Here is a 22,107-nt window from a genome sequence, read left to right on the forward strand (position 1 = left end):
CCGGACCCGGGAAAGCGGCCGCCCGTCCCCATCGGGGCGGGCGGCCGCTTCCGCGGGTCAGCGGGTGGTGAGCAGCGCCTCGCGCAGGCGGGACAGCGTGCGCGAGAGGAGGCGGGAGACCTGCATCTGGGAGACGCCGAGGCGTTCACCGATCTGCGCCTGGGTCAGTTCCTCGACGAAGCGCCAGTGGATGATCTTCCGGGTGCGCTCGTCGAGTTCGGCGAGCAGCGGTGCCAGGGCGTGGAAGTCCTCGACGAGCTCCAGGCCGTGGTCGTCCACCCCTATGAAGTCGGCCAGCGCGGTCTCGCCCTCCGTGCCGACGCTCAGGGTGGCGTCCAGCGAGTGGGAGTTGTAGCCGTTGGAGGCCAGCTGTGCCTCCCGTACCTCCTCCTCGGGAAGGCTCATCAGCTCCGACAGTTCCGCGACCGTCGGGCTTCGGTCCAGTCGGCTGCGCAGTTCCTCGGTCGCCTTGACCAGCTCCACGCGCGCCTCCTGGAGGCGGCGCGGCACGTGCACGGCCCAGGTGGTGTCGCGGAAGAACCGCTTGATCTCGCCGACGATGCAGGGGATCGCGAAGGAGGTGAACTCCACCTCCCGGGTCAGCTCGAACCGGTCGATCGCCTTGATCAGGCCGATCATGCCGACCTGGACGATGTCCTCCATCTCGCCCGTGCCCCGGTTGCGGAAGCGGCCCGCCGCGTACCGCACGAGGGACATGTTCATCTCGATGAGCGTGTTCCGGGCGTAGGCGTACTCCGCCGTGCCCTCCTCCAGCACGGTGAGCCGCTCGAAGAACAGCCTCGACAGGGCCCGCGCGTCCCGGGGAGCGATCCGGGACGGGTCGGAGACCTCGGGCAGCGGCGGCATCACATCACTCGACAGGCGCGTAGCCGTCGCGCTCGTGGTCGTCATGGCCGATCCCCTCCAAAAAATCCGACGATCAAGGTGAGAAAGCACCGGCCCAGTGAGGGCCGGACCGGCAAAACTGCAGGTAGGCCCCCCGGTACCCCTTTCGAACCCATGCACACCTCGCGTACCGCGCGAACCCGGGATCAGGGCACGCGGGCGCGCGGGGACGACCGTCGGCGGTCTGCTCACAGCTGGTGGCGCACTCCGGCCTCCTGCTGGGCGGAGGCGAGCTGTTCGCGCAGCTCTCCCTCGATGGACCGGCGGGCGGCTCCCCTGCGGAAGAGCGGCAGTACGGTCCGCTGTTCGCCGTCCTCCACCAGCAGCGCGAGACCGCCGTAGAGCGCGAACACCCCGATGCCGAGCCCCGCCCAGCCGGCGGCGTGCTGCCAGACGGCCCCCGCCCCCGCCTCGTACAGGCCGGTCAGGCAGAACCGCACCGCGGCGAGCGTGAGCAGTACGGCGAACAGGGGCTTGGAGCGGAGCGCCGCGCCCGCGAGCGCGAGCACGAAGGGGACGAGGGCGAGGAGGAACACCGCCTGGGCCACCACCGGGCCCTCCGAGGGCGCCACCAGACCGGTCACGCTCGTCCCCGCCCAGGAGGCCCCGAGCAGGAGCAGCGCCGTCGCGGCGCCCGCGTCGCGCGCCAGGAAGGCGAAGATCCCGGCGGTGAGCTGGAGCGGCACCACGAAGATGAGGATCAGGAGCAGCAGGACGACGCTCTGCTCGGCGGGCACCCAGCCGATCTGGAGGGTCGACAGGACGGTGCTGCCCATGCCGAGCGCGAAGAAGCCCAGGGGAAGGGGGCTGGCGACGGGACGGAGCACGATGCGCGTCACGGCGTCGGTGTCGGGTGGCGGGGGCGGGCTCGCGGTGCGTTCGCCCTCCGTGCGCGGCGGCATGGGTCGCTTCACTCCTGTCGTGGGGGCAGACGGGTCTCGGCACCGTGGATCGGTGCTCCGACCAGCGGAGCAGGCGTACGGCACGCTGCTCCGGTTGCCCCCGGCCGGGGCTTTCACACATACACGCGTACACACGTACGCGCGACGCGGCCGCGCGACGCTGGTCGTGATAGGTCCGCGTGCCGAGGGGTACCCCTGCCCGCGAGGACCCCTCCGCGTGGTGCGTCACGGCTTGCTGTGCGCACCCTGGTGGGGTCGTGAATACGTGGGGAAGAGAGGCTGACATGCCTGCCGGATCCAGCAGCAAGCGCGAGCGTCAGTACGAGCACATCAAGGAGAGCGCGAAGAAGCGCGGAGAGCCCACGAAGCGGGCGGAGGAGATCGCCGCGCGTACGGTGAACAAGGAACGGGCCCGGGCCGGCGAGTCGCGGACCGCGAGCCGGGTGTCGACGCAGGACCCCAAGTCGGCCTCGGAGCGGGGCGGTTCACGTTCGCACCAGGGGGCCCAGGGGCCGACCAGGGACCAGTTGTACGCGGAGGCGCAGCGCAAGAACGTCAAGGGGCGCTCCCGCATGAACAAGGCGCAGCTGGCGCGGGCCGTAGGACGCTGAGCCCCGCTCCCCCTCTCCGCCCTCACTCGTGCCCCGGACGGTCCTCCGGCGAACGGCGGGGCGCCACGACCCTGGGGCGCGCCTGCCGGTGGAGGTGCTCCAGGGCGTTCAGGACGTGCGTGCGCCGGTACCAGGAGAGCCAGGCACCGGCCGCTTCCGCCGTCGCGCCGAGCCCGCCGGCCTGGCCCTCGGTGAACTCCCCCAGGGCCGTGCGGTGGTGCGTGGACATGACCGCGAGCAGGTGACCGGTGGGCGAGAGCACGGGGATGCTGTGGCACGCCCGGCTGCCCGCGTCGAGGATCACCCGGCGGGCCTGGTCGCTGAAGACGCCTGCGGTGACGACGTCGTGAATGGTGACGGGTGCGCGGCTGGTGGCGGCCTCGGCGCAGGCCGTGGTGCCCTGGGCGACGAACGCGAAGTACTCGGTGAACTCCTCGTCGAGCCCGGTGTGCGCCTCCAGGCGGAGCCAGGGCCCCTGGACCAGCTGGACGTTGCCCATGGCCGTGTCGGCGATGTCGGTGACGCGGGCCAGGACCGAGCCGAGCACGGTGCGCAGCGGGGCGTCGGCGTCGCCCGGCGGCAGGCCGAGGCCGGACAGGGCGGGTGCGGGCAGGCTGGCGCGGCCGGGGAACCAGCGCGCGGCGCCCGTGGCCGGGCCGGGGGTCGCGATGACGGCCTCGGCCAGCAGGTTCAGCTTGACGTTGCGCGCCTGGGAGGCGGTCCTCAGGAGCTCGAACGCCTCCTCGGCCGACGCCAGCCGGTAACGCTCCCACAGCACGCCCTGGGCCAGGGCGACGCGTTCACGGGCCCGCGCCCGGTTGTGCAGCCGCATCTCGCCCAGGGCCACCCCGGACGAGGACGCGCCCGGCGGGCCGCCTGTGGGGAATTCGCCGTCTCTCGCGGGATCACTCATCCCTGCCGCCCCTCGTTCCTCCCCCGTACTCCTTCGGGCCGCCCGGCACGACCTGCTGCCGGGCAGGCGGCGCGGACACCGCCGGATGGCCCCGTCTCCGCACCGTACGCCACCACTCCCCTCAGCTGACCAGCGGGAACCCGTCAATCCACCCAGGACCGCCTCCCTCGCGCGACGAGCGCGGCGAGCACAACGAGTCGGCCGGACGGAACGCTCCGCAGGGTCCCCTCTCCTCCCCTGCGCCTACCCGCACGGGCAGGCCGCATCCCCGACCACCCTGGATCCCGCCGACGGCGTGCCGCGCGCCGCGCCCCGCGCTAGCGTGCCCGTATGAGTGGTTCCGCCGAGGTCGACGCGTACATCAATGGGTTCGAGCCGCCGGTGCGGGCGGTCCTGGAGCAGGTCCGGGCGGCCGTGCGGAACGGAATGCCCGGCTCGACCGAGACCGTGCGGTACGGGATGCCCGCCGTCATGCTCGACGACCGGTACGGCCTGCACTTCGCCGGCTGGAAGCGGCACGTGGGCCTGTACCCGGTGCCGGTCCTCGACGGCCCGCTGGAGGACGCGGTGAGGGCGTACCGCTCGGGGAAGGGCGGGGTCCGCTTCCCCTACGACCCCGAGGTCCCGTTCGCCCTGATCACGCGGATCGCCGCGGCGATCACCGAGCGCGAGCGCGCTTGAAGGACGCCGCGAGCTCTCGGATGGCTCGGAAGCCCCGGCGGTTCAGCTCTTGGGCAGGGTGTTGACGTACGGGGTGCCGCTCTTGCGGAGACCGGTCACCTGCTTCTCCACCTCCGCCACGGGCACCGCCCGGCCGTCCTGGTAGTACATCCAGTCGACCTGGGTCTTCCAGTTGCGGGCGCCTTTGAAGGGGAGGTCGACGAGCCAGGAGCTGAAGTGGATGCCCATGCGCTCGCGGGGGAAGTACTTCTGGCTGGTGCTGAACACCGTACGGCCGTCAAGGGAGTAGGCGACCTTGCCGTCCACGGCCGTCATGGCCAGCGTGTGCCAGCCGGCGAGGCGCTCGTGGGTGACGTGGGTGACCCGGTCGCCCTTCTTCTCGTTGGTGCGCCAGCTCGTCGTGTCCAGACGGGGTCCCTTCGCGCCCCAGCCGCCGTTGGGCATGTACTCGAAGTCGAGTTCGCTGTAGCGCGGCGACGTGTGGTCGGGGGAGATCGCGAAGAAGGACTGGTTGATGTGGTCGCCGTCGCGACCCTCGTCCGGGGAGTCGGTGAAGTGGACGCGGGCGGCCACGGTGCCGGTGAAGAAGCCCGCCTTGGTGTTCTGCACCTCGGCCTGCCGGGTGCCGCGCGCGGTGCCGTCCGTGGACACCTGGAGCTGCAGGCCCTGCTCTCCGCCGGCCCCCTTGAGCGCGGGGAAGCTGACGGCGGATGAGGACCAGCTGCCGCGGATGCCCGGGCCGCCCTCACCGGTGCGGACCTGCCAGCCGTTGGCCGCGAGGGCGGGGTCGCCGGAACCGCTGTAGTGGAAGTCGTCGAACATGACGCCCGAGGGGGCCACGGGTGCGGCGGCCCTGGAGTGCTGCCCGGAGGCCGCGTCGCCGCCAGGCTCGTCACCCCAGACGCGGGTGCCTCCCAGGTAGGCGGTCAGCTTCTTGGACTCGGCGTAGGAGGTGATCGCGGCGTCGAAGGAGTGGTCGTCGGCCTGGTCGAGTTCCTTGCGGTCGAGCCGGTACAGCTGGAGTCCGATGGCCTCGGTCGAGCCACCCGGCTCCAGGCGGCCGGAGCCCTTGGCGAAGCCCACCTGAAGGTAGTGGTCGGCGTGGGGGGCCGGCCGGTCGACGGCGGCGATCTCCTGCGTCACGCGCGAGCAACCGAGCGACGTCTGGACGCAGTTCGATCCGTAGGGCGCCGAATCGCCCGCGGTGAAGTAATAGCGCACGGTCACGTCTTCCAATTCCACGGTCTTCTCCGAGGAATTGATGACTTCGATCCACGGCTTCGCCACACCGGTGACCGCGGGAGCCGCAGTGCGGTAACGCACGGTCAGCTCCGTGGACTCGGGCCGGGTGGAACGCCACCAAGTGAAGAGGGCCGTGGCGATGACGGCGAGCACCACGACGAAGAGCAGTGGCTTGAGCAGGGTCCAGGTGCCTCGGCGCGGATTACGGCGGCGGCTCACAGAAGCTCCCCCAGGAGTCATGTGCAACGGGGTGCTCCGGGCACGCCCGGTTCGCATCGGTCGTTCATCAGGTCATTTGCGGCGGTCATCGTAACCATGGACCGCTATGGGCAAATGACCGCTTCATGATCGGCTTGTCCGCCTTCCAGGCCTGGGACGGGCAGCGGCAAGCGGCCCCGACAACCGCCGGACGACCGGGAAGCGGCACCTGTGACATCGATGTCGGACTCCTGAAGGCCCTCCACGCGGCGCCATTGGTCTGGACCTGTGAAGTGCTCTTCGTCACGCGGCGTGAGCGGAAATCGTGTCCGTTTTGGCCGGTTTTCCTCATCATTGGAATTCCGTAACCGGCAGTAAGTCCTGGTCAAAGAGGGTTTCTACTAAACGGGCTAGGAGTAATCCGTGGCCGATCGAGCACCGAGCGCAGGTAAATTCTCGGTAAGTGCTCACGGGGTGCTTCCTGACCAAAGCCCCCACAGTTTTCGCTCTCGGGGGACCAGGGATTGTCCAGGACTGTCGCGACCCGTGCCCGTCACGGTCGCGGACGCCGTGCTGCCGCGCCGACCGTCGTACGCAGCCGCCATCGCCGCGGCCGCGGCTCGACCGCACACGCGAACGTGAAGAGGACGACGCTGTACGACACCGTCATCCTCGTCCCGGCGCGCAACGAGGAGGTCGGCGTCCTCACGTCGCTCGACTCGCTCGCCAAGCAGACCCGGCGGCCCGACCTGATCGTCGTCGTGGTCAACAACTCCACGGACCGCACGGAGGAGTTCGCCCGCCGGTTCGCCGACGACGAGAGCACGCCCGCCACGGTGGTGCTCAACCTCCCGGACAACCCGCACAAGAAGGCCGGCGCGCTCAACTACGGCCTCAACTGGGTCCGCGAGGCGGTCGGCGGACGGCTCACCGACTCCGTCCGGCACGTCCTGGTGATGGACGCGGACACCGAACTGCACCCCCAGTTCGTCGAGCGGGCCCGCAACGTCATCGCCTCCGACCCCGACATCGGCGGCGTCAGCGCCGCCTGTCTGGGCCGTACCGGCCTGTGGCGCAACCCCTGGCAGCGCTACCTGCTCGGCATGCAGATCATCGAGTACGGCCGGGCGGCCAACGCCCGCTACCGCCGGGACGTCCACACCATGTCCGGTGCCGGGTCGTTCTACCGCAGCGAGGCCCTGCAGAGCCTCCTCGACTGGCGGGGCCAGGTCTTCTGGGAGGACCACCGCAACCTGGTCGAGGACTACGAGACCACCCTCGCGCTCAAGGAATCGGGCTGGAAGGTCACGGCCAACCAGCTCTGCATCGCGTACACCGACCTGATGCCCACCCTGCGCGAGCTCATCCAGCAGCGCGAGCGGTGGAGCCGCGGCACCGTCGACGCACTGCGCGGACGCGGCTGGACCAAGTTCACCTGGCACTCCATCACCACGATGATCCTGGGACTCCTGGGCGCCTTCTACATCATGGGTTGGGGCTCCACCCAGCTGTGGCGCGCCACCCAGCAGGGCTTCGCCACGCACCCGGTCTTCTTCGTCCTGTTCGCGTTCTGGATCGTGTATCCGGCGCTACGGGTGCGCAACCTCGGCTGGAAGGCGATGCTCGTCGAGGCGTTGCTGATCCCTGAGCTCGTCTTCACGGTCGTGCGCACCTACTGGCTCCTGTCCTCCATCGTGAAGTCGTACCTCACGCGTGTATCCGCGTGGAAGTAACCCAAACCTCACCGACACCACCACTTTCACAAACAGCACCAGCACCAGCACCAGCACCACAAGGAACTCCATGAACTCCCTCAAGGGCCTGGGCGTCATCGCCCTCCTGGCGGGCCTCGCCTACGGTCTCACCCGCGTCGCCGACACCGACCAGCTCCTGTTCGCCTTCAGCGTCACCGTCGTGGCGCTCTGCCTGTTCGGTTACGCGGCCTCCATCCGCCGGCGCCGCAGGGACGAGCGCCTCGCCGCCGGCACCGGCGCGGTCTAGGACCTGTCCGGACCCGGGATCAGCGCATCACGAACGGATTGCCCGTCGCCGCGCCCGTGTTGATCCAGACCGTCTTGTCGTCCAGGTAGGCGTTGATCGCGGCGATCCCGTTCTCGCGGCCGAGGCCGGAGTCCTTGAAGCCGCCGAAGGGTGCGAGGAAGCTCACGGCGCGGTAGGTGTTGATCCAGACCGTGCCCGAGCGGATCCGGTCGGCCATCCGGAAGGCGCGGCCCATGTCACGGGTCCAGACGCCCGCGCCGAGGCCGTAGCGGCTGTCGTTGGCGAGGGCGACCGCCTCGTCCTCGTCCTCGAAGGCGATCACCGCGAGCACCGGGCCGAAGACCTCCTCCTGGGCGATGCGCATGCTGTTGCGCACGCCGGTGAAGACCGTCGGCTCGACGAACAGGCCGCCGCGCTCGGCGGGTCCGCCGCCGAGCGCCAGGTGGGCGCCCTCCTTGCGGGCGATGTCGATGTAGTCGAGCACCTTCGCGTACTGCGCCGGGGTGGTGATCGGTCCGACCTGGGTGCCCTCGTCCATCGGGTCGCCCATCCGTGCCGTGCCCGCCAGCTCCACGAGCCGGGCCACCACCTCGTCGTGGACGTCGGCCTGGACCAGGAGGCGGGAGCCCGCGATGCAGGTCTGGCCGGTGGCGGCGAAGATGCCGGAGACCGCGCCGTTGACGGCGGACTCCACGTCGGCGTCGGAGAAGACGATGTTGGGCGACTTGCCGCCGAGTTCGAGGCTGACGTGCTTGAAGTCGTCGGCCGCCGCCCGGTTGATGTGGCGCCCGGTGGCGTCCGATCCGGTGAAGCTGACCTTCCTCACCAGCGGGTGCCCGACCAGGGCCGCGCCGACGTCCTGGCCGTGGCCGGTCACCACGTTGAAGACGCCGGGCGGCAGTCCCGCGTCGTGGAGGACGCGGGCCAGTTCCAGGGTGGAGGCCGAGGTGTACTCCGAGGGCTTCACCACCACCGTGCAGCCCGCGGCCAGCGCCGCGGCGACCTTCCACGCGAGCAGCAGCAGCGGCGAGTTCCAGGGGGTGATGACGGCGACGACCCCGACGGGCTCCTTCTTCGTGTAGGCGAAGTAGCCCTTCTTGTCGAGCGGCAGGACGGTGCCCTCGATCTTGTCGGCGAGGCCCCCGTAGTAGTAGAACCACTGCGGTACGTAAGTGACTTGGCCGTACATCTCGCTGAACAGCTTCCCGTTGTCGCGTACTTCGACCTCCGCCAGGTGGCGGGCGTGCTCGGTGATCGCGTCGCCGAGCCGGCGCACCAGGGCGCCGCGCGCGGTGGCGGTCAGCTCGGCCCAGCGGCCGCCGCGCAGGGCCCGGTCCGCGGCGCGTACGGCGTCGTCGACGTCCGCCTCCGTGCCCAGCGGGATCTCCGCCCACGGGGTGCCCAGGTAGGGGTTGTCCGTGGGGAACCACTCGCCCCCGGACGCCGGGCGGTCCTCGCCGTCGATGAACATGTCGTAGCGCTGCATCAGGTGTCCCGCCCGTTCCCTCGGTCCTTCGCGGACGCGCCCCCGGTCAGATGACGCGGCGAGCGCGCAGGTCGTCGATCTCGGCTGCCCCGTAGCCCAGTTCGGCCAGGACGCTGTCGGTGTGCCGGCCCGCGGCCGGGACGTCACCCATGCGCGGGGTGGTGCCTGCCAGGTCCACCGGGGGCACGAGCGCGGGCACGGTCGCGCCGCCGGGGAGGCCGACCTCCCGCCACCGGTCGCGGGCCCTGAGCACGGGGTGGGCCAGGAAGCCCTCGACGTCGTTGACCCCGGCGGCGGCCACGCCGATGCCGTCGAGCAGCCGCGTCGCCTCCTCGCTGTCGAGGGCCTCGAAGCGGGCCGCCACGATCGCGTTCAGCTCGTCGCGGTGCGCGACCCGGTCCGACGTGGTGGCGAACCGCTCGTCCGCGGTCAGTTCGGGGCGCTGGAGGAACTCCTCGCACAGGGCCGCCCATTCACGTTCGTTCTGCACGGTGAACAACACCTCCTTGCCGTCGGCCGCGCGGTAGGCGCCGTAGGGCGCGATGGTGGCGTGCTCGGTGCCGAGACGCGGGGGCTGGGTGCCGCCGTGCCGGGTGTACGCGGCGGGCTGGCTCATCCACTCCGCCAGCGCCTCGAACAGCGAGACCTCCACGGCCCTGGCGACCCCGGTGGTGGCACGGGTGAACAGGGCGGTGAGGATGCCCGAGTACGCGTACATCCCCGCCGCGATGTCGGCGACCGACACCCCGACGCGGGCGGCCCCGTGCTCATTGCCGGTCAGGGACACCAGGCCGGTCTGGCACTGCACCAGGAGGTCGTACGCCTTGCGGTCGGCCCACGGCCCGTCGGAGCCGTAGCCGGTGACGGCACACGCGATGAGGGAGGGGAAGCGCTCGGCGAGGTCGTCGGCCCCAAGACCCAGCCGGGCGGCCGCCCCTGGGGCCAGGTTCTGCACGAACACGTCGGCTCCAGCGAGGAGTTGGTCGAGGACCTTCAGCCCCTCGTCCGTCTTCAGGTCGAGCGTCACCGACTCCTTGGAGCGGTTGAGCCAGACGAAGTAGCTGGACTCGCCGTGCACGGTGGTGTCGTAGCGACGGGCGAAGTCACCGCCGCCAGGGCGCTCGACCTTGACCACCCGGGCGCCCAGGTCGGCGAGTTGGCGGGTGGCGAAGGGCGCGGCCACCGCCTGCTCCACGCTCACCACCGTGACGCCCGACAGCGGGCGGTGCTCGGGGCCTCGGGTCATGGGCTGCCTCCTGCTGGGGCGGGGATCCTGCACCGGCTCCTCCATCATGCTGACGCATGACCCCTTCCATGAAATAGCTTTTCGTCATGCCCCCATGCGGGCGCCGGATAGCTGCGGAAGGCGGGGCCGTCCCTTGGACATCAGGCAACTCAGGGCCGTGGTCACGGTCGCCGAGGCGGGCAGCGTGACGCGGGCGGCGGAGCTCCTGCACCTGGTCCAGCCCGCGGTCACCCGGCAGATCCGCACCCTGGAGAAGGAGCTCGGCGTCCCGCTCTTCGAGCGGACCGGGCAGGGCATGCGGCCCACCAGGGCCGGGACGATCATGGTCGACCGCGCCCGGCGCGCGCTCGGCGAACTGGAACGCGCACGGGCCGAGGTGCAGCCGCCGCCGGGCCAGGTGAGCGGCATCGTCACCGTGGGACTCCTGGAGAGCACCAGCGACCTGCTGGCCGAGCCCCTGGTGTCGGCCGTCGGCCGCGCCCACCCCGGTGTCGTGCTCCAGGTGATGACCGCCTACTCGGGACACCTCCAACAGTGGCTGAGCGAGGGCGACTTGGACCTCTCCCTGCTGTACGACTGGGAGAGCACGCCCGCGCTCGCCACCCGGCCCCTGGTGCGCGAGCGCCTGTGGGTGGTCGGCCCGCCGGACGCGGGCCTGCGCGGCGACGCGCCGGTGCCGTTCGCCGAGGCGGCGGGGCACCCGCTGGTGATGCCCGCGCCGGGGCACGCGCTGCGCGGGCTGATCGACGCGGCGGCGGTGCGCGCGGGCACCGAGCTGGACATCGCCGTGCAGACCAACTCCATGCGGGTGCAGAAGCAGCTCGTCCTGGCCGGCCACGGCTGGACGGTGCTGCCCGACCTGGGCATCGTGGACGACCTCGCGCGGGGCGTCCTCAGCGGGGCGCCGCTGAGCGAACCGGAGGTGCTGCGCTCGATCGTCCTCGCCACGCCGCGCTTCACCCGCACGCCGCCGGCGGTGGAGGTCGTGGCCGCCGAGCTGGCCCGCCAGGTCACCTCGGCGGTGGCGCAGGGGAGATGGCCTGCGGCACGCACGGAAGGCGACGGCGACCAAGCAGTCCGGATCTAGCAAGGCCGCCATGCCTCCGGATCATGCGCGCATCACGACTTTCTATTGTCCAAGCGGGTCCGTCAGCAGTGATGATCAGCCGTACGGGCAGGGCTCCGCCCTGCCGAACACCCCGCAGCCCACCGCTGGAGCCGCCGATGCCCCCCGCCTCGGACGTCCCGAACGAGCCGGACCCGCTCGGGTCGAACGTGAACGAGCCGGACCCGCTCGGGTCGTACGTACGGTCATGGGCCCCCGGGCCCGTCACGGTCGAGGACCCCCTGCACGCGAGCCCGGTCGCCGCGCTCTCCGCCGTCCTGGACCTGCCGAGCGCCGTCACGGCCGTCGGTGAACCGCTGCCGCCGCTGTGGCACTGGCTGCACTTCGCGCGCTGGCCCGCCCGCCACGAGCTGGGGCCCGACGGGCATCCGCGCGAGGGGCACTTCCTGCCGCCCCTCCCCCGCAGACAGCGGATGTTCGCCGGAGGGCGCTGCACGATCGACGAGCCGCTGCGCCTGGGCGAGCCCGCCGAGCGCACCGACACGCTGGCCTCGGTGAGCGTCAAGCACGGCCGCACCGGGGAGCTGCTCCTCGTCACCGAGCGGCGCGAGTTCCGGCAGCACGGCCGCACCCGCATGGTGGAGGAGCAGGACATCGTCTACCGGTCCGGGCGCGCCACGGCCCCGTACCCCCGAGAGGTCGACACCTCGGCCCGCCCCCCGCGCGGCGACGATCCGTGGCGGCTGCCGCTGACGACCGACCCGGCGCTGCTGTTCCGGTTCAGCGCCCTCACCGCGAACGCGCACCGCATCCACTACGACAGCCCCTATTGCCGGGGCGAGGAGGGGTATCCCGGCCTGGTGGTCCACGGGCCGCTGCTCGCGCTGCTCATGCTGGAGCTGCCGCGCCGCCAGGCGCCGGAGCGACGGGTGCGCTCCCTGTCGTACCGGCTGCGGTCGCCGGTGTTCGCCGGCGAGCACCTGGCGGCCTGCGGGAGCCCGTCGGACGGCCGGGTCGCGCTGCGGGTCGGCACGCACCGGGACGACCGGCACGCCACGGCGGAGGTGGTGTTCGCATGACGGTGTCGCGCGAGCGGATCGCGGGGGCCACGAGCCTGCTGTTCGTGCCGGGCGACCGGCCCGACCGTTTCGGCAAGGCGGCCTCCTCCGGTGCGGACGTCGTCATCGTCGACCTGGAGGACGCGGTCGCCGACGCGGACAAGGAGCGCGCCCGTCGCGAGACGGCCGCCGCGCTCTCGCGCGGGTTCGAGGCGCTGGTACGGGTCAACGCCCCCGGCACGCCGTGGTGCGCGGCCGATCTGGAGATGGCCGCCGGGTACGGCTGCCCGGTCATGGTGCCCAAGGCGGAGGACCCGGCCGTGCTGCGGGACCCCGCCCTGCGCGCGGCGGGCCGGTACGGGCTCGTCCCGCTCGTGGAGACCGCGCTCGGCGTGGAGCGCGCGACCGAACTGTGCGCCGCCCCCGGGGTCGTACGGACCGCCTTCGGCAACGTCGACCTGTCCGCGCAGCTCGGTACGGCCCCCGACGACCACCCGGCCCTCGCCTACGCGCGGTCGCGGCTGGTGGTCGCGGCGGCAGCGGCGGGGATCGCGCCGCCGGTCGACGGGGTCACCACGGCGGTACGGGACTTCGACGCGCTGCGCGCCGATGTCGCCCACGCCCGGCGGATGGGCTTCACGGGGAAGCTGTGCGTCCATCCGGCGCAGCTCGTCGACGTGCGCGAGGGGTTCGCGCCGTCGGCGGAGGAGGTGCGGTGGGCCCGCACGGTCCTGAACGCCGGGCACGCCGGGGACGCCGGGGATGCGGTCACCGCCGTGGACGGGCACATGGTCGACCGTCCCGTCCTGAGGCGTGCCCGGGTCATCCTCGCGGCGTCGCGCGGGAGCGCTCGACGAGCTGTTTGACGATGACGTTGCGCTGGATCTCGTTGGTCCCCTCCCCCACGATCATCAACGGCGCGTCACGGAAGTAGCGTTCGACGTCGAACTCCGTCGAGTACCCGTAACCCCCGTGGATCCGGACGGCGTTGAGGGTGACCTCCATGGCCGTCTCGGACGCGAACAGCTTGGCCATGCCGGCCTCCATGTCCGCGCGGTCCCCCTGGTCGTAGCGCTGGGCCGCGAACAGGGTCAGCTGGCGCGCGGCCTCCAGCCTGGTGGCCATGTCCGCGAGGTAGTGGCCGATGGCCTGGTGCTTCCAGATCGGTTTGCCGAACGACTCCCGCTCCTGGGCGTAGCGCAGCGCGTCCTCCAGCGCGGCCCGCCCCACGCCCAGGGCGCGTGCGGCGACCTGGAGCCTGCCGACTTCGAGGCCGCGCATCATCTGGGCGAACCCGCAGCCCTCCTTGCCTCCGAGGAGGGCGGTGGCGGGGACGCGCATGTCCTCGAAGAGCAGCTCCGAGGTCTCCACGCCCTTGTAGCCGAGCTTGTGCAGGTCCTTGGAGACCGTCAGGCCCTCGCCCTTCTCGACGAGCAGGATGGACACGCCCCGGTGCGCGGGGCGTGCGGCAGGGTCGGTCTTGCACAGCAGGGCGACGAGCCCGGCGCGGCGGGCGTTGGAGATCCAGGTCTTGCTCCCGTTGATCACGTAGCCGTCGCCGTGGGGGCGGGCGACGGTGCGCATGGCCTGGAGGTCGGAGCCGCCGCCGGGTTCGGTGAGCGCCATGGTGGCGCGCAGTTCGCCGGTGGCCAGGCGGGGCAGGTAGGCGTCCTTCTGCTCCTGGGTGCCGAAGTCCAGGATGAGCTTGGCGACGACCGTGTGGCCGCCCATGGCGCCCGCCAGGCTCATCCAACCCCGTGACAATTCCTCGGTGACCATCACGTAGCAGGCCGCGCTGACTTGTCCCGCGCCCCAGGGTTCCGGCACGGCGAGTCCGTAGATCCCCAGTTCCTTCATGCCCTCGATGAGCTTCTCGGGGTAGGTGTCGGTGGCCTCCAGGTCGTGGACGACTGGCTTGACCTCCGCATCGACGAACCGCCTCACCACGCTGATGATTTCGCGCTCTTCTGTCGACAGGCTGGCCGGCGGGACGGGCGGCACGAGACGTGGTGCGGAGAGCATGGCGGCTCCTCGACGGTCCGTATATTTGATAAACGATAAAGTATCAGCAAGTGTCCATGAGTAACATGGCGCTGGCCGGAACGATCTGGTCTGCGGGGCCCGGAGCCGTGGCCCTCGGCCAGGGACCACCAGACACGAGACAGCGGAGCCATGAGCGGACACATCTCCCCCACCTCACGCGGCCCGGCCCGCCGGGTCCTGCGCGAGGACGTCGCCGACGCGATCCGCAACAGCATCATGGTGGGCGAACTCCGCCGGGGCAGCCGCCTGGACGTCTCGGGCCTCGCGGCGGACCTCGACGTCAGTCAACTGCCCGTGCGCGAAGCCCTGATCGCGCTCTCTGGTGAGGGCCTGGTGCGCACGGTGCCGCGCCGCGGGTACTACGTGGAGGAGCTCGACCCGGTCGACGTCCTGGACCACTACGAGATCTACGGGAAGATCTCGGGCATCGCGGCTGCGCGCGCGTCCAGGGAGATGACGGACGAGGACATCGACGCGCTGCAGGCGCTCAACGACCGCATGCGCGCGGCCGAGGACCCGCAGGTGCAGGAGGACCTCAACAACGAGATCCACGGCCGGATCAACCGCGTCGGCGCCTCCCGCCGGCTGCGCTCGGTGCTGCTGACCCTGTCGCACGGCATGGACGTGCGCTTCGGCGTGATCATCCCCGGGTGGCAGAAGAACGCGGCGAACGAACACGACGCGATCATCGCCGCCTTGCGGGTACGGAACTCGGAGACGGCCCGCGCGGCCATGGAGCACCACCTGAGCGTCAACGGACAACGGGCCGTGGACGCGCTCACCGAGGCGGGCTTCTTCGCCACCGCCGACGAGGACCCGAAGGGCTGACGCACGGCCCGGCCGACGAGCACGGTCCGGCAGGCGGGCCGACGGCCCGACCGGGACCCGACGGCCCTGACGCACGGCCCGCTCCTCAGGGCCGTACGCCAGCGGCCCGGCGCTCAGCTGCCGGAGCGGGCCGGGTCCAGGTGCACGCGTACCGGCATCCTCTTGATGCCGTGCACCAGGTTCGAGCGCACCATGCTCGGCTCGGCAAGCAGCTCGATCCGCTCCAGCCGTTCGAGCAGCGCCGTGATGACGATCCTGATCTCCAGGCGCGCCAGCGCGTTGCCGAGGCAGAAGTGCGGGCTGCCCTTGCCGAACGAGACGTGCTCGACGTTCTTCCTGCGGACGTCGAAGACGTACGGGTCCTCGAACTTCCGCTCGTCGAAGTTGGCCGAGCCGAACCACATCACCACCTTGTCGCCCTCCCGGATCCGCTGCCCGTGCAGCTCGACGTCCCGGGTCGCGGTGCGCCGGAAGTGCAGGATCGGGGTGGACCAGCGCAGGAACTCCTCGACCGCGTTCTGCACGAGCGACGGGTCCGCCTTGAGGTCCGCCCAGGCCCGCGGGTGGGAGGCGAGGGCCCGCACGGTGTGCGAGATGGTGTGCCGGGTCGTCTCGTTGCCGGCGATGATCAGCAGCGAGAAGTAGTTCTGGAAGTCCAGGTCGGTGAGCGGGACGCCGTCCTCGGGCAGGGTGTTGACCAGCTTGGACACCAGGTCGGAGCCCGCTCCGCCCTTGCGCTGGGCGGCGAGGCGGAAGCCGTACTCGAAGACCTCAAGGGCCGCCGGGGAGCGGAACGGCAGGTGCCGGTACTCCTCGGACTCGGCGCTGCCCGCGAGCACGTCGGTGTAGTCGGGGTCGGAGTTGGCGATCATCTGGTTGCCCCAGTCGATCAGTTTGTCCGTGTCCTCCACGGGCACGTCCAGCATCCGTGCCAGGAGGCGGATCGGGATGTCGGCGCTGATCTGCTCGACGAAGTCGAACTCGCCCAGGGCCAGGGCCCGGTCGAGGGTCGCCCCGGTGAGCTGCTTCAGGAAGTCGCCGTAGCGCGCGACCGCGCGCGGGCTGAACTCCCTTACGAGCAGCTTGCGCAGCGCCCAGTGCCGCGCGCCGTCGGTGTCGATCATCGACTTGCGGACCAGGAGCTGCTCCTCGTCGAGCTCCTCCAGCGTGACCTGCTGCTCGGAGGACCAGGTCTCCGCGTCCCGGTCGACCGCGGCGACGTCGTCGTACCGGGTGACCGACCAGAAGCCCTTGTTGCCGTCGGCCTCCTCGTTCCAGAAGACCGGCGCCCGGTCGCGCAGCGCGCGGAAGGCCGCGTGCGGAGTGCCGTGTGCGAAGAGGTCGAGGTCGGTGAGGTCGAGGTCGGACGGGTCGGGGGCGGCGTCGGGGGCAGCAAGGTCGGGCCCGGTGAGGGCGGTGGCGCCGGGGCCGGTCTCAGGCAGTTCCATGGCGTTCCTTCGCTGGCTTGGCGTGGCGTCCGTGCTCCGCGGCCGCTTCCACGAAGCGCCTCAGGAGGAGTTGCTGGTGCGGGTCGGTGGCGGTGTCCTCGGGGTGCCACTGCACGCCGAGGACCCAGCCGGGCGCGGTGGGGTGGCGCACCGCCTCGACGGTGCCGTCGTCCGCGTGGGCGAGCGGTTCGAGGGCGTCGGCCAGGACGTCGATGCGCTGGCGGTGGTAGCAGCTGACCCGCACGGGTTCCGGGCCGAAGAGGCCGGGCGCGACCGGGGTGATCCGCTGGACCAGGTGCACGTGCCCGTCGGCCATGTCCTGCTCCAGGGTGCCGCCGTGCAGGACGTTGAGGAGCTGGGTGCCGCGGCAGACGGTCAGCAGGGGGACGGCGTGGTCCAGGGCGTGTCGCAGGACGGCCAGGTCGAAGGCGTCCTGCAGGTCGTCGGGCGGGTCGGTGCCGGGTGCGGGATCGGCTCCGTACAGCGCGGGGTTGACGTCGGCGCCGCCGGGGAGCAGTACGCCGTCGTAGCCCTTGAGGCGTGCCGCCGTCTCGGCGGGTGCGTGCGTCTCGGCGGGCAGCAGCGTGACGGGGTCGCCGCCCGCGTCCCACACCGCGTCGAGCAGGGCGCGCGCGTTGACCAGGGCGCGGAAGCGCAGGGCCGAGGCGCCCTCGCTGAACCGTCCGGGAACGGCGATGCGGGGCCGGTCGGTCACGCCCATGCGGCGATCACCCGGTCGAGGAACGTGCTCAGGTTGGCCCGGGAGGTGCCGACGGCGGCGGCCACCTCCGTACGCAGCTTCTCGGCGCCGTACGCGGCGTCCAGCGCGGCCTCGTCGGTACGGATCCAGGACTCGACCAGCTCCTGGGTGACCTCGGGGTGGAACTGGACGCCGATGGCGCGGCCCCGGGCGAAGGCCTGCGGCCCGTAGTCGTTGCGCGCCCAGACCTCCGCGTCGGGCGGGAGGACCGCGCGGTCGCTGTGCCAGGTGAACCAGGGTCCGTCCGGGACCGGGCAGTCGGGGCGGGTCGGGAAGGTGAGCATGCCCAGCTCGGTGGCGCCGATGGGCTCGATGCCGCCTCCCCAGGCGGCGGCGAGTATCTGGCCGCCGAAGCAGATGCCTATGTAGGGGACGTCGTGGGCGAGGACGCGGCGGACCCAGTCGACCTCGGCGGCCACCCAGGCGTGGTGGCGCTCCTCCCAGGCGTGAGCGAAGGAGCCGAACAGCACGACCAGGTCGGCGTCGCCGGGGTCGGGCAGGGCCAGGTCGGGGTCGCGGGCCTCGCCGTGCGGGAAGACGCTGTGGCGGGTGACGCGGAATCCCCGGTCCGCCAGGAGGCCGTGCACCGCGCCGGTGTCGTCCGGGCCGCCGCAGGACTCGTGGGTGACGAGGACCGCGTGCCGGTGCGGGGCGGACGGCCGTCCGGCCCCGGGCTCAGAAGACGTCGGCATAGCGGCTGAACTCCCAGTCCGTGACGTGCGCTCCGAAGGCGGCGAGCTCGTTGCGCTGCATGACGGTGTACGTGTCGACGAACACGTCGCCGTACGTCCGGCGCGCGAACTCGCTGGTGTGGAAGGTCTCGACGGCCTGCTCCAAGCTGGGCGCGACGCGCCGGAGGCCGCCGTCGGCGTGCGGGTCGCCGGAGGAGACGGGCTGCAGGGGCGCGTTGTCGCGCATCCCTTCGAGCCCGGCCTGGAGGCAGCCGTGCGCGAGGAGGTAGGGGTTGGCGTCGGCGGCCCCCCAGCGGACCTCCACGCGGGTGCCGGGCTCGTCGGGGGTCAGGCAGCGGATCCCGACGAGCCGGTTGTCCAGGCCCCAGCAGACCTGGGTGGGGGCGAAGGAGTAGTCCTCGGCCCGCCGGTAGGCGGTGACCGTGGGCATCGCCACCACCTGGAGGTCGAGCTGGCGGCGCAGCAGTCCGGCGACGTACCCCTGCATCGCCTTGGACGGCAGTCCGTCGCCGGGGGCGTCGCGGACGGCGAAGGCGTTGCGCCCCTCGGCGTCGGCGAGGCTCTGGTGGAGGTGCATTCCGGAGCCCGAGCCGCCGTTGAGGGGCTTGACCATGAAGGTCGCGTTGTACCCGTGCCTGCGGGCGACCGCGCGGGTGAGGTGGCGCAGCAGGACGGCGTCGTCGACGGCCGTGAGTCCGGGCGCGTGGCGGAGGTTGACCTCGGCCTGCGAGGGGCCGTACTCGACGTTGCTGGCCTCGCAGTCGATGCCGGTGCGCAGCAGGGCCTCGCGGATGGCACCGAGTACGGGTTCGAGCTGGTCGGCCCGGTCCAGGGAGTAGCAGAAGGACTTGTCGGATGACCGCTGCCAGTCGGCGTCGAAGAGGTGGAACTCCAGCTCCGGCGCCTGGTTGACGGTCAGTCCGAGGTCGGCGTACTCGCGCAGGGTGCGCTTGAGCATGGCGCGCGCGTCCATCGCGGTCGGCTCGCCGGTCTCCACGTCCACGGTGTCGCAGATGACGACGGCGGCGCCCTCGGTCCAGCCCGCGACGCGGAAGGTGTCGAGGTCGGCGACGACGGCCATGTCCTTGTACTCGCTGTCCGTCTCGGCCCAGGGGGTGGGCAGTACGTCGGACCGGGGGTTCCAGGACAGGGCGACGGCGGCGGTGGTGAAGCGTCCGCCGCGCAGGAACTGGCGGAGCGGGACGTGCTTCCCGCGCGGGATTCCCCAGGTGTCGGTGAAGAGGCAGATCACGGTGTGCAGGCCGGCTTCTTCGGCCAGTCGCGCACAATCCTCGATGTTTCTACCGGACTTGATCGCCATGACCTCTCCCGTAGATAAATTATCAACGATCGGCTACCTTACCGGCCACCAGGAACAGCCTGCAAGGCGCGACGGGAAGGCCGGCGGATGCGGACGATGGCCCTACAGGCCCCGGGGGAACGGCTGTTGGAGCGCGAGGCACCCGACCCGGTGGCCTCGGGACCCCATGAGTCGGTGATCGACGTCCTCGGCTGCGGGGTGTGCCACTCCGACCTCCACGTCGCCGACGGCGCCATCGGCCGGACGCCGATCGTCCTGGGCCACGAAGTGGTCGGCGTGGACGCGGAGTTGGGGCCGGTGATGGTGTACGCCCCGTGGGGCTGCCGTCGCCCCGGGTGCCAACCGTGCGCGTCCGGCCAGGAGATGATCTGCGCGGACAGCCACGAGGCCGGGATCTGGGAGGACGGCGGCTACGCCGAGAAGATGCTGGTCCCCCGGCGCGAGTACCTGATCCCGCTGGAGGGCCTCGACCCCCTCCAGGTGGCGCCACTGGCCTGCGGCGGCCTCACCGCCTTCCGCGCGGTGCGGCGGGCGAGGGCCCTCGGGGAGCCGGGCCGCGCCGGACGCGTCCTGGTGATCGGCGCCGGGGGCCTGGGCCAGTACGCCGTGCAGTTCCTCGGCCGGACCCCGGGCACCCATGTGTCGGTGGTGGACCCGCTTCCGGCCCGGCTGGCCACCGCGCGCGAACTCGGCGCCCACGAGGCCCTGTTGCCCGGAGAGGCCGACCCCGCGCGGTACGACGCGGTGATCGACTTCGTCGGCTCCGACGACACGCTGCGGTCGGCCGTGCGCAGCGTGCGGCGCGGCGGGGTCGTCGTCCTGGTGGGCATGTTCGGCGGCACCGTCCCCTTCGGGCTCGGCCGGCTGCCCAGCGAGGTCTCGCTGACCACCAGCATCTGGGGCAGCCCCGCCGACCTGCGGGACCTGCTCGACCTGGCCCGCCATGAGCCCCTGCGGCACGTCGTGGAACACCTGCCCCTCAGCGAGGCGAACCGGGCGCACGAACTCCTGCGCTCCGGCGCGACCCGGGGCCGCATCGTCCTGACCGTCGCCTGACGGGACGGTCGCCCGACACGTCCGACGAGACGGCCGCCGCCCTACGGACTCCTCCTCACCCGCACGGGGAACAGCACGTCCGCCCATCACCAGCAGCACGTGGAGAGGACCACATGAGGACGAAGCCCCAGAGCGCCGGTCCGGCCGCCGCCCCCGCCTCCTCGCTCACCAGGAACGCCATCGGCGTCCTCGGGATCTGCTTCTTCGTCGTCGCGGCAGCCGCGCCGATCGCGGGCATGACGGGCCTGCTGCCCAGCATCCTCGTCGTCGGCAACGGCGCCGCCGCCCCGGGCACGTTCCTCGTCGCGGGCCTGGTGTTCCTGCTCTTCTCCGTCGGGTACGCGGCGATGAGCAACCACGTGGTCCACACCGGCGCCTTCTTCGCCTACGTCGGCCGCGGGCTCGGCGCGACCTGGGGCGTGGCCTGCGCGTACCTGACCGTCATGGCGTACTGCCTGGTCCAGGCCGCGGTGTACGGGTACCTGGGCGCCACCGTGGTCGCCACGCTGCCCGCCTCGGTGCCCGTCCCCTGGTGGGCCTGGTCGCTGGCGGCGGTGGCGCTGGTGCAGCTGCTCGGCCTGATGCACGTCGAGTTCGGCGCCAGGCTGCTCGGCCTGCTGCTCATCCTGGAGGTGGGCTCGATGGTGCTGACCGCCCTCGCGGTGTTCGCCGACGGCGGCGGGCCCGACGGCATCGGTCTCAGTGCCTCGCTCAGCCCGGCGGCGATCATGGACGGCGCGCCCGGCATCGCGTTCGCGTTCGCCTTCGCCGGGTTCATCGGCTTCGAGGCGACCGCCATCTACGGCGAGGAGTCCCGCGACCCGCGGCGCACGGTGCCCCTGGCCACGTACCTCTCCGTCGGCGTCATCACCGCGGTCTTCGCCGTCGTCTCCCTCGGCGTGGTCAGCGGGGTGGGCCACACCCGGGTGGCGGAGGAGGCCGTGCGGCTGACCACGGTCGGCGGGGTGCCGCTGGCCGACCCGTCCCAGGTGCTCTTCCACGTGGCCGACGCGTACGTCGGCGGCTGGCTGGCCGAGCTGATGAAGTGGCTGCTGATCAGCAGCGCCTTCGCGTGCGTCCTGGCCTTCCACAACTCCGCCACCCGCTACTTCTTCGCCATGGGCCGCGCGGGGCTGCTGCCGCGCCCGTTCAGCCGTACGAACCACCGGGGCGCGCCCGCGAACGCCTCGTACCTGCAGACCGCGATCGCCGTCGTGGTGGTCGCGGCCTTCGCCCTGGCCGGCCTGGACCCGGTGGTGAACCTCTTCTACTGGTTCGCCGTCACCGCGATCGTGGCGCTGACCTTCGTACAGGCGCTGGTGAGCGTCTCCGTCATCGTCCACTTCCGGCGCACCGGCACGGACCGGCGCCCGTGGAACACCGTCATCGCCCCCGCACTGAGCCTGGTCGCGATGCTGGGCATCCTCTACCTGCTGCTCAGCCGCTTCGGACTGGTCAGCGGTACGGCCGGGGCGAGCACGGCGGCCTGGCACATGTCGGCCACCGGATGGGTCCTCGCGCTCTCCCCGTTCGTCCTGTTCGGCTGTGCGCTGCTGTACGGGGCGGCCACCGCCGGGCGCCGCCGGGGGAACCAGTTCCTGCGGGAGTTCGTGAGCTGACGCGCCCGCGCGCGACGGTCCGGGAGCCGA

The 22,107-nt window shown here is 71.8% G+C and carries 21 protein-coding genes; 10 read left to right on the plus strand and 11 right to left on the minus strand.

Going from position 1 to position 22,107, the window contains the following annotated elements; translation table 11 throughout:
- Positions 1-57: 57 nt before the first annotated feature.
- Positions 58-912, minus strand: coding sequence for an RNA polymerase sigma factor SigF (locus tag ABT160_RS19945; RefSeq protein ID WP_351648995.1), 855 nt, complete (start codon positions 910-912; stop codon positions 58-60).
- Positions 913-1,094: 182 nt separating this feature from the next.
- On the minus strand, positions 1,095-1,808 hold the full coding sequence (locus ABT160_RS19950) for a GPR1/FUN34/YaaH family transporter (protein ID WP_351648996.1): 714 nt from the start codon (positions 1,806-1,808) through the stop codon (positions 1,095-1,097).
- Positions 1,809-2,092: 284 nt separating this feature from the next.
- Between ABT160_RS19950 and ABT160_RS19955 the strand changes: the two genes are divergently transcribed.
- Entirely contained in the window at positions 2,093-2,419 is a 327-nt protein-coding gene (locus ABT160_RS19955; RefSeq protein ID WP_351648997.1) for a plasmid stabilization protein, read from the plus strand.
- Positions 2,420-2,441: 22 nt separating this feature from the next.
- Here the strand turns inward: ABT160_RS19955 and ABT160_RS19960 are convergent, their stop codons facing one another.
- Positions 2,442-3,332, minus strand: coding sequence for an ANTAR domain-containing protein (locus tag ABT160_RS19960; RefSeq protein ID WP_351648998.1), 891 nt, complete (start codon positions 3,330-3,332; stop codon positions 2,442-2,444).
- 330 nt (positions 3,333-3,662) lie between these two features.
- Between ABT160_RS19960 and ABT160_RS19965 the strand changes: the two genes are divergently transcribed.
- Positions 3,663-4,013 (plus strand): iron chaperone, encoded by a 351-nt coding sequence (locus ABT160_RS19965; RefSeq protein ID WP_351648999.1) that lies wholly within the window; start codon positions 3,663-3,665, stop codon positions 4,011-4,013.
- A 42-nt stretch (positions 4,014-4,055) separates the two neighbouring features.
- On the opposite strand, the gene ABT160_RS19970 is transcribed toward ABT160_RS19965, so the two are convergent.
- On the minus strand, positions 4,056-5,474 hold the full coding sequence (locus ABT160_RS19970; RefSeq protein WP_351649000.1) for a cellulose binding domain-containing protein: 1,419 nt from the start codon (positions 5,472-5,474) through the stop codon (positions 4,056-4,058).
- Between the two features lie 617 nt (positions 5,475-6,091).
- Here ABT160_RS19970 and ABT160_RS19975 point away from each other — a divergent pair.
- Both ABT160_RS19975 and ABT160_RS19980 read left to right on the plus strand, forming a co-directional pair.
- A complete protein-coding gene (locus ABT160_RS19975) occupies positions 6,092-7,186 on the plus strand; it encodes a glycosyltransferase family 2 protein (protein ID WP_351649001.1) in 1,095 nt (364 codons plus the stop codon).
- 70 nt (positions 7,187-7,256) lie between these two features.
- Entirely contained in the window at positions 7,257-7,454 is a 198-nt protein-coding gene (locus ABT160_RS19980) for a hypothetical protein (protein ID WP_351649002.1), read from the plus strand.
- Positions 7,455-7,473: 19 nt separating this feature from the next.
- Here the strand turns inward: ABT160_RS19980 and ABT160_RS19985 are convergent, their stop codons facing one another.
- Both ABT160_RS19985 and ABT160_RS19990 read right to left on the minus strand, forming a co-directional pair.
- Positions 7,474-8,940, minus strand: coding sequence for an aldehyde dehydrogenase (locus ABT160_RS19985; RefSeq protein ID WP_351649003.1), 1,467 nt, complete (start codon positions 8,938-8,940; stop codon positions 7,474-7,476).
- Positions 8,941-8,986: 46 nt separating this feature from the next.
- Complete coding sequence (locus ABT160_RS19990) at positions 8,987-10,186, minus strand: CaiB/BaiF CoA transferase family protein (protein WP_351649004.1); 1,200 nt, start codon at positions 10,184-10,186, stop codon at positions 8,987-8,989.
- 133 nt (positions 10,187-10,319) lie between these two features.
- On the opposite strand from ABT160_RS19990, the gene ABT160_RS19995 reads away from it, so the two are divergent.
- The 3 genes from ABT160_RS19995 to ABT160_RS20005 all read left to right on the plus strand — a co-directional run bounded on the left by ABT160_RS19995 (position 10,320) and on the right by ABT160_RS20005 (position 13,176).
- Entirely contained in the window at positions 10,320-11,273 is a 954-nt protein-coding gene (locus ABT160_RS19995; protein WP_351649005.1) for a LysR family transcriptional regulator, read from the plus strand.
- 137 nt (positions 11,274-11,410) lie between these two features.
- The gene (locus ABT160_RS20000; RefSeq protein ID WP_351649006.1) at positions 11,411-12,331 is read left to right on the plus strand and encodes an HTD2 family dehydratase; all 921 of its coding nucleotides are present in this window, start codon (positions 11,411-11,413) and stop codon (positions 12,329-12,331) included.
- Positions 12,328-13,176, plus strand: coding sequence for an HpcH/HpaI aldolase/citrate lyase family protein (locus tag ABT160_RS20005; protein ID WP_351649007.1), 849 nt, complete (start codon positions 12,328-12,330; stop codon positions 13,174-13,176). Before ABT160_RS20000 ends, ABT160_RS20005 begins: the two co-directional genes overlap by 4 nt.
- Here the strand turns inward: ABT160_RS20005 and ABT160_RS20010 are convergent.
- Positions 13,133-14,332: an acyl-CoA dehydrogenase family protein gene (locus ABT160_RS20010; protein ID WP_351649008.1), complete on the minus strand. Its 1,200-nt coding sequence runs from the start codon at positions 14,330-14,332 to the stop codon at positions 13,133-13,135. The two genes, ABT160_RS20005 and ABT160_RS20010, sit on opposite strands and share 44 nt — an antisense overlap.
- Before the next feature lie 150 nt (positions 14,333-14,482).
- Here ABT160_RS20010 and ABT160_RS20015 point away from each other — a divergent pair, with 150 nt between their 5' ends.
- Positions 14,483-15,181, plus strand: coding sequence for a GntR family transcriptional regulator (locus ABT160_RS20015; RefSeq protein ID WP_351649010.1), 699 nt, complete (start codon positions 14,483-14,485; stop codon positions 15,179-15,181).
- Positions 15,182-15,294: 113 nt separating this feature from the next.
- Here ABT160_RS20015 and ABT160_RS20020 read toward each other — a convergent pair whose 3' ends face one another.
- Genes ABT160_RS20020 through ABT160_RS20035 form a run of 4 tightly spaced genes read right to left on the minus strand, consistent with a single transcriptional unit; the run spans position 15,295 to position 19,402 of the window.
- Entirely contained in the window at positions 15,295-16,629 is a 1,335-nt protein-coding gene (locus ABT160_RS20020) for a cytochrome P450 (RefSeq protein ID WP_351649011.1), read from the minus strand.
- Complete coding sequence (locus ABT160_RS20025) at positions 16,616-17,350, minus strand: gamma-glutamyl-gamma-aminobutyrate hydrolase family protein (RefSeq protein ID WP_351649012.1); 735 nt, start codon at positions 17,348-17,350, stop codon at positions 16,616-16,618. Before ABT160_RS20025 ends, ABT160_RS20020 begins: the two co-directional genes overlap by 14 nt.
- Entirely contained in the window at positions 17,341-18,081 is a 741-nt protein-coding gene (locus ABT160_RS20030; protein WP_351649013.1) for a type 1 glutamine amidotransferase, read from the minus strand. The genes ABT160_RS20025 and ABT160_RS20030 overlap by 10 nt, the downstream gene beginning before the upstream one ends.
- Positions 18,065-19,402 carry a glutamine synthetase family protein gene (locus ABT160_RS20035; protein WP_351649014.1) on the minus strand — a complete coding sequence of 446 codons (1,338 nt, stop codon included), beginning with the start codon at positions 19,400-19,402 and terminating at the stop codon, positions 18,065-18,067. The genes ABT160_RS20030 and ABT160_RS20035 overlap by 17 nt, the downstream gene beginning before the upstream one ends.
- Before the next feature lie 96 nt (positions 19,403-19,498).
- Between ABT160_RS20035 and ABT160_RS20040 the strand changes: the two genes are divergently transcribed.
- Positions 19,499-20,458, plus strand: coding sequence for an alcohol dehydrogenase catalytic domain-containing protein (locus ABT160_RS20040; RefSeq protein WP_351649015.1), 960 nt, complete (start codon positions 19,499-19,501; stop codon positions 20,456-20,458).
- 113 nt (positions 20,459-20,571) lie between these two features.
- Positions 20,572-22,077: an APC family permease gene (locus ABT160_RS20045; protein ID WP_351649016.1), complete on the plus strand. Its 1,506-nt coding sequence runs from the start codon at positions 20,572-20,574 to the stop codon at positions 22,075-22,077.
- The last annotated feature ends 30 nt before the right edge of the window (positions 22,078-22,107 follow it).

The organism is Streptomyces sp. NPDC001941 (genome assembly GCF_040296945.1).
Lineage (GTDB): Bacteria > Actinomycetota > Actinomycetes > Streptomycetales > Streptomycetaceae > Streptomyces.

Coding starts and splice junctions, on each gene's coding strand:
- ABT160_RS20005 (WP_351649007.1), top strand. CDS start 12,328: ATGACGGTGTCGCGCGAGCGGATCGCGGGGGCCACGAGCCTGCTGTTC.
- ABT160_RS20035 (WP_351649014.1), bottom strand. CDS start 19,402: ATGGCGATCAAGTCCGGTAGAAACATCGAGGATTGTGCGCGACTGGCC.
- ABT160_RS19955 (WP_351648997.1), top strand. CDS start 2,093: ATGCCTGCCGGATCCAGCAGCAAGCGCGAGCGTCAGTACGAGCACATC.
- ABT160_RS19960 (WP_351648998.1), bottom strand. CDS start 3,332: ATGAGTGATCCCGCGAGAGACGGCGAATTCCCCACAGGCGGCCCGCCG.
- ABT160_RS19985 (WP_351649003.1), bottom strand. CDS start 8,940: ATGCAGCGCTACGACATGTTCATCGACGGCGAGGACCGCCCGGCGTCC.
- ABT160_RS19980 (WP_351649002.1), top strand. CDS start 7,257: ATGAACTCCCTCAAGGGCCTGGGCGTCATCGCCCTCCTGGCGGGCCTC.
- ABT160_RS19990 (WP_351649004.1), bottom strand. CDS start 10,186: ATGACCCGAGGCCCCGAGCACCGCCCGCTGTCGGGCGTCACGGTGGTG.
- ABT160_RS19965 (WP_351648999.1), top strand. CDS start 3,663: ATGAGTGGTTCCGCCGAGGTCGACGCGTACATCAATGGGTTCGAGCCG.
- ABT160_RS20040 (WP_351649015.1), top strand. CDS start 19,499: ATGGCCCTACAGGCCCCGGGGGAACGGCTGTTGGAGCGCGAGGCACCC.
- ABT160_RS20030 (WP_351649013.1), bottom strand. CDS start 18,081: ATGCCGACGTCTTCTGAGCCCGGGGCCGGACGGCCGTCCGCCCCGCAC.
- ABT160_RS19945 (WP_351648995.1), bottom strand. CDS start 912: ATGACGACCACGAGCGCGACGGCTACGCGCCTGTCGAGTGATGTGATG.
- ABT160_RS20000 (WP_351649006.1), top strand. CDS start 11,411: ATGCCCCCCGCCTCGGACGTCCCGAACGAGCCGGACCCGCTCGGGTCG.
- ABT160_RS20010 (WP_351649008.1), bottom strand. CDS start 14,332: ATGCTCTCCGCACCACGTCTCGTGCCGCCCGTCCCGCCGGCCAGCCTG.
- ABT160_RS19950 (WP_351648996.1), bottom strand. CDS start 1,808: ATGCCGCCGCGCACGGAGGGCGAACGCACCGCGAGCCCGCCCCCGCCA.
- ABT160_RS20045 (WP_351649016.1), top strand. CDS start 20,572: ATGAGGACGAAGCCCCAGAGCGCCGGTCCGGCCGCCGCCCCCGCCTCC.
- ABT160_RS20015 (WP_351649010.1), top strand. CDS start 14,483: ATGAGCGGACACATCTCCCCCACCTCACGCGGCCCGGCCCGCCGGGTC.
- ABT160_RS20025 (WP_351649012.1), bottom strand. CDS start 17,350: ATGGGCGTGACCGACCGGCCCCGCATCGCCGTTCCCGGACGGTTCAGC.
- ABT160_RS20020 (WP_351649011.1), bottom strand. CDS start 16,629: ATGGAACTGCCTGAGACCGGCCCCGGCGCCACCGCCCTCACCGGGCCC.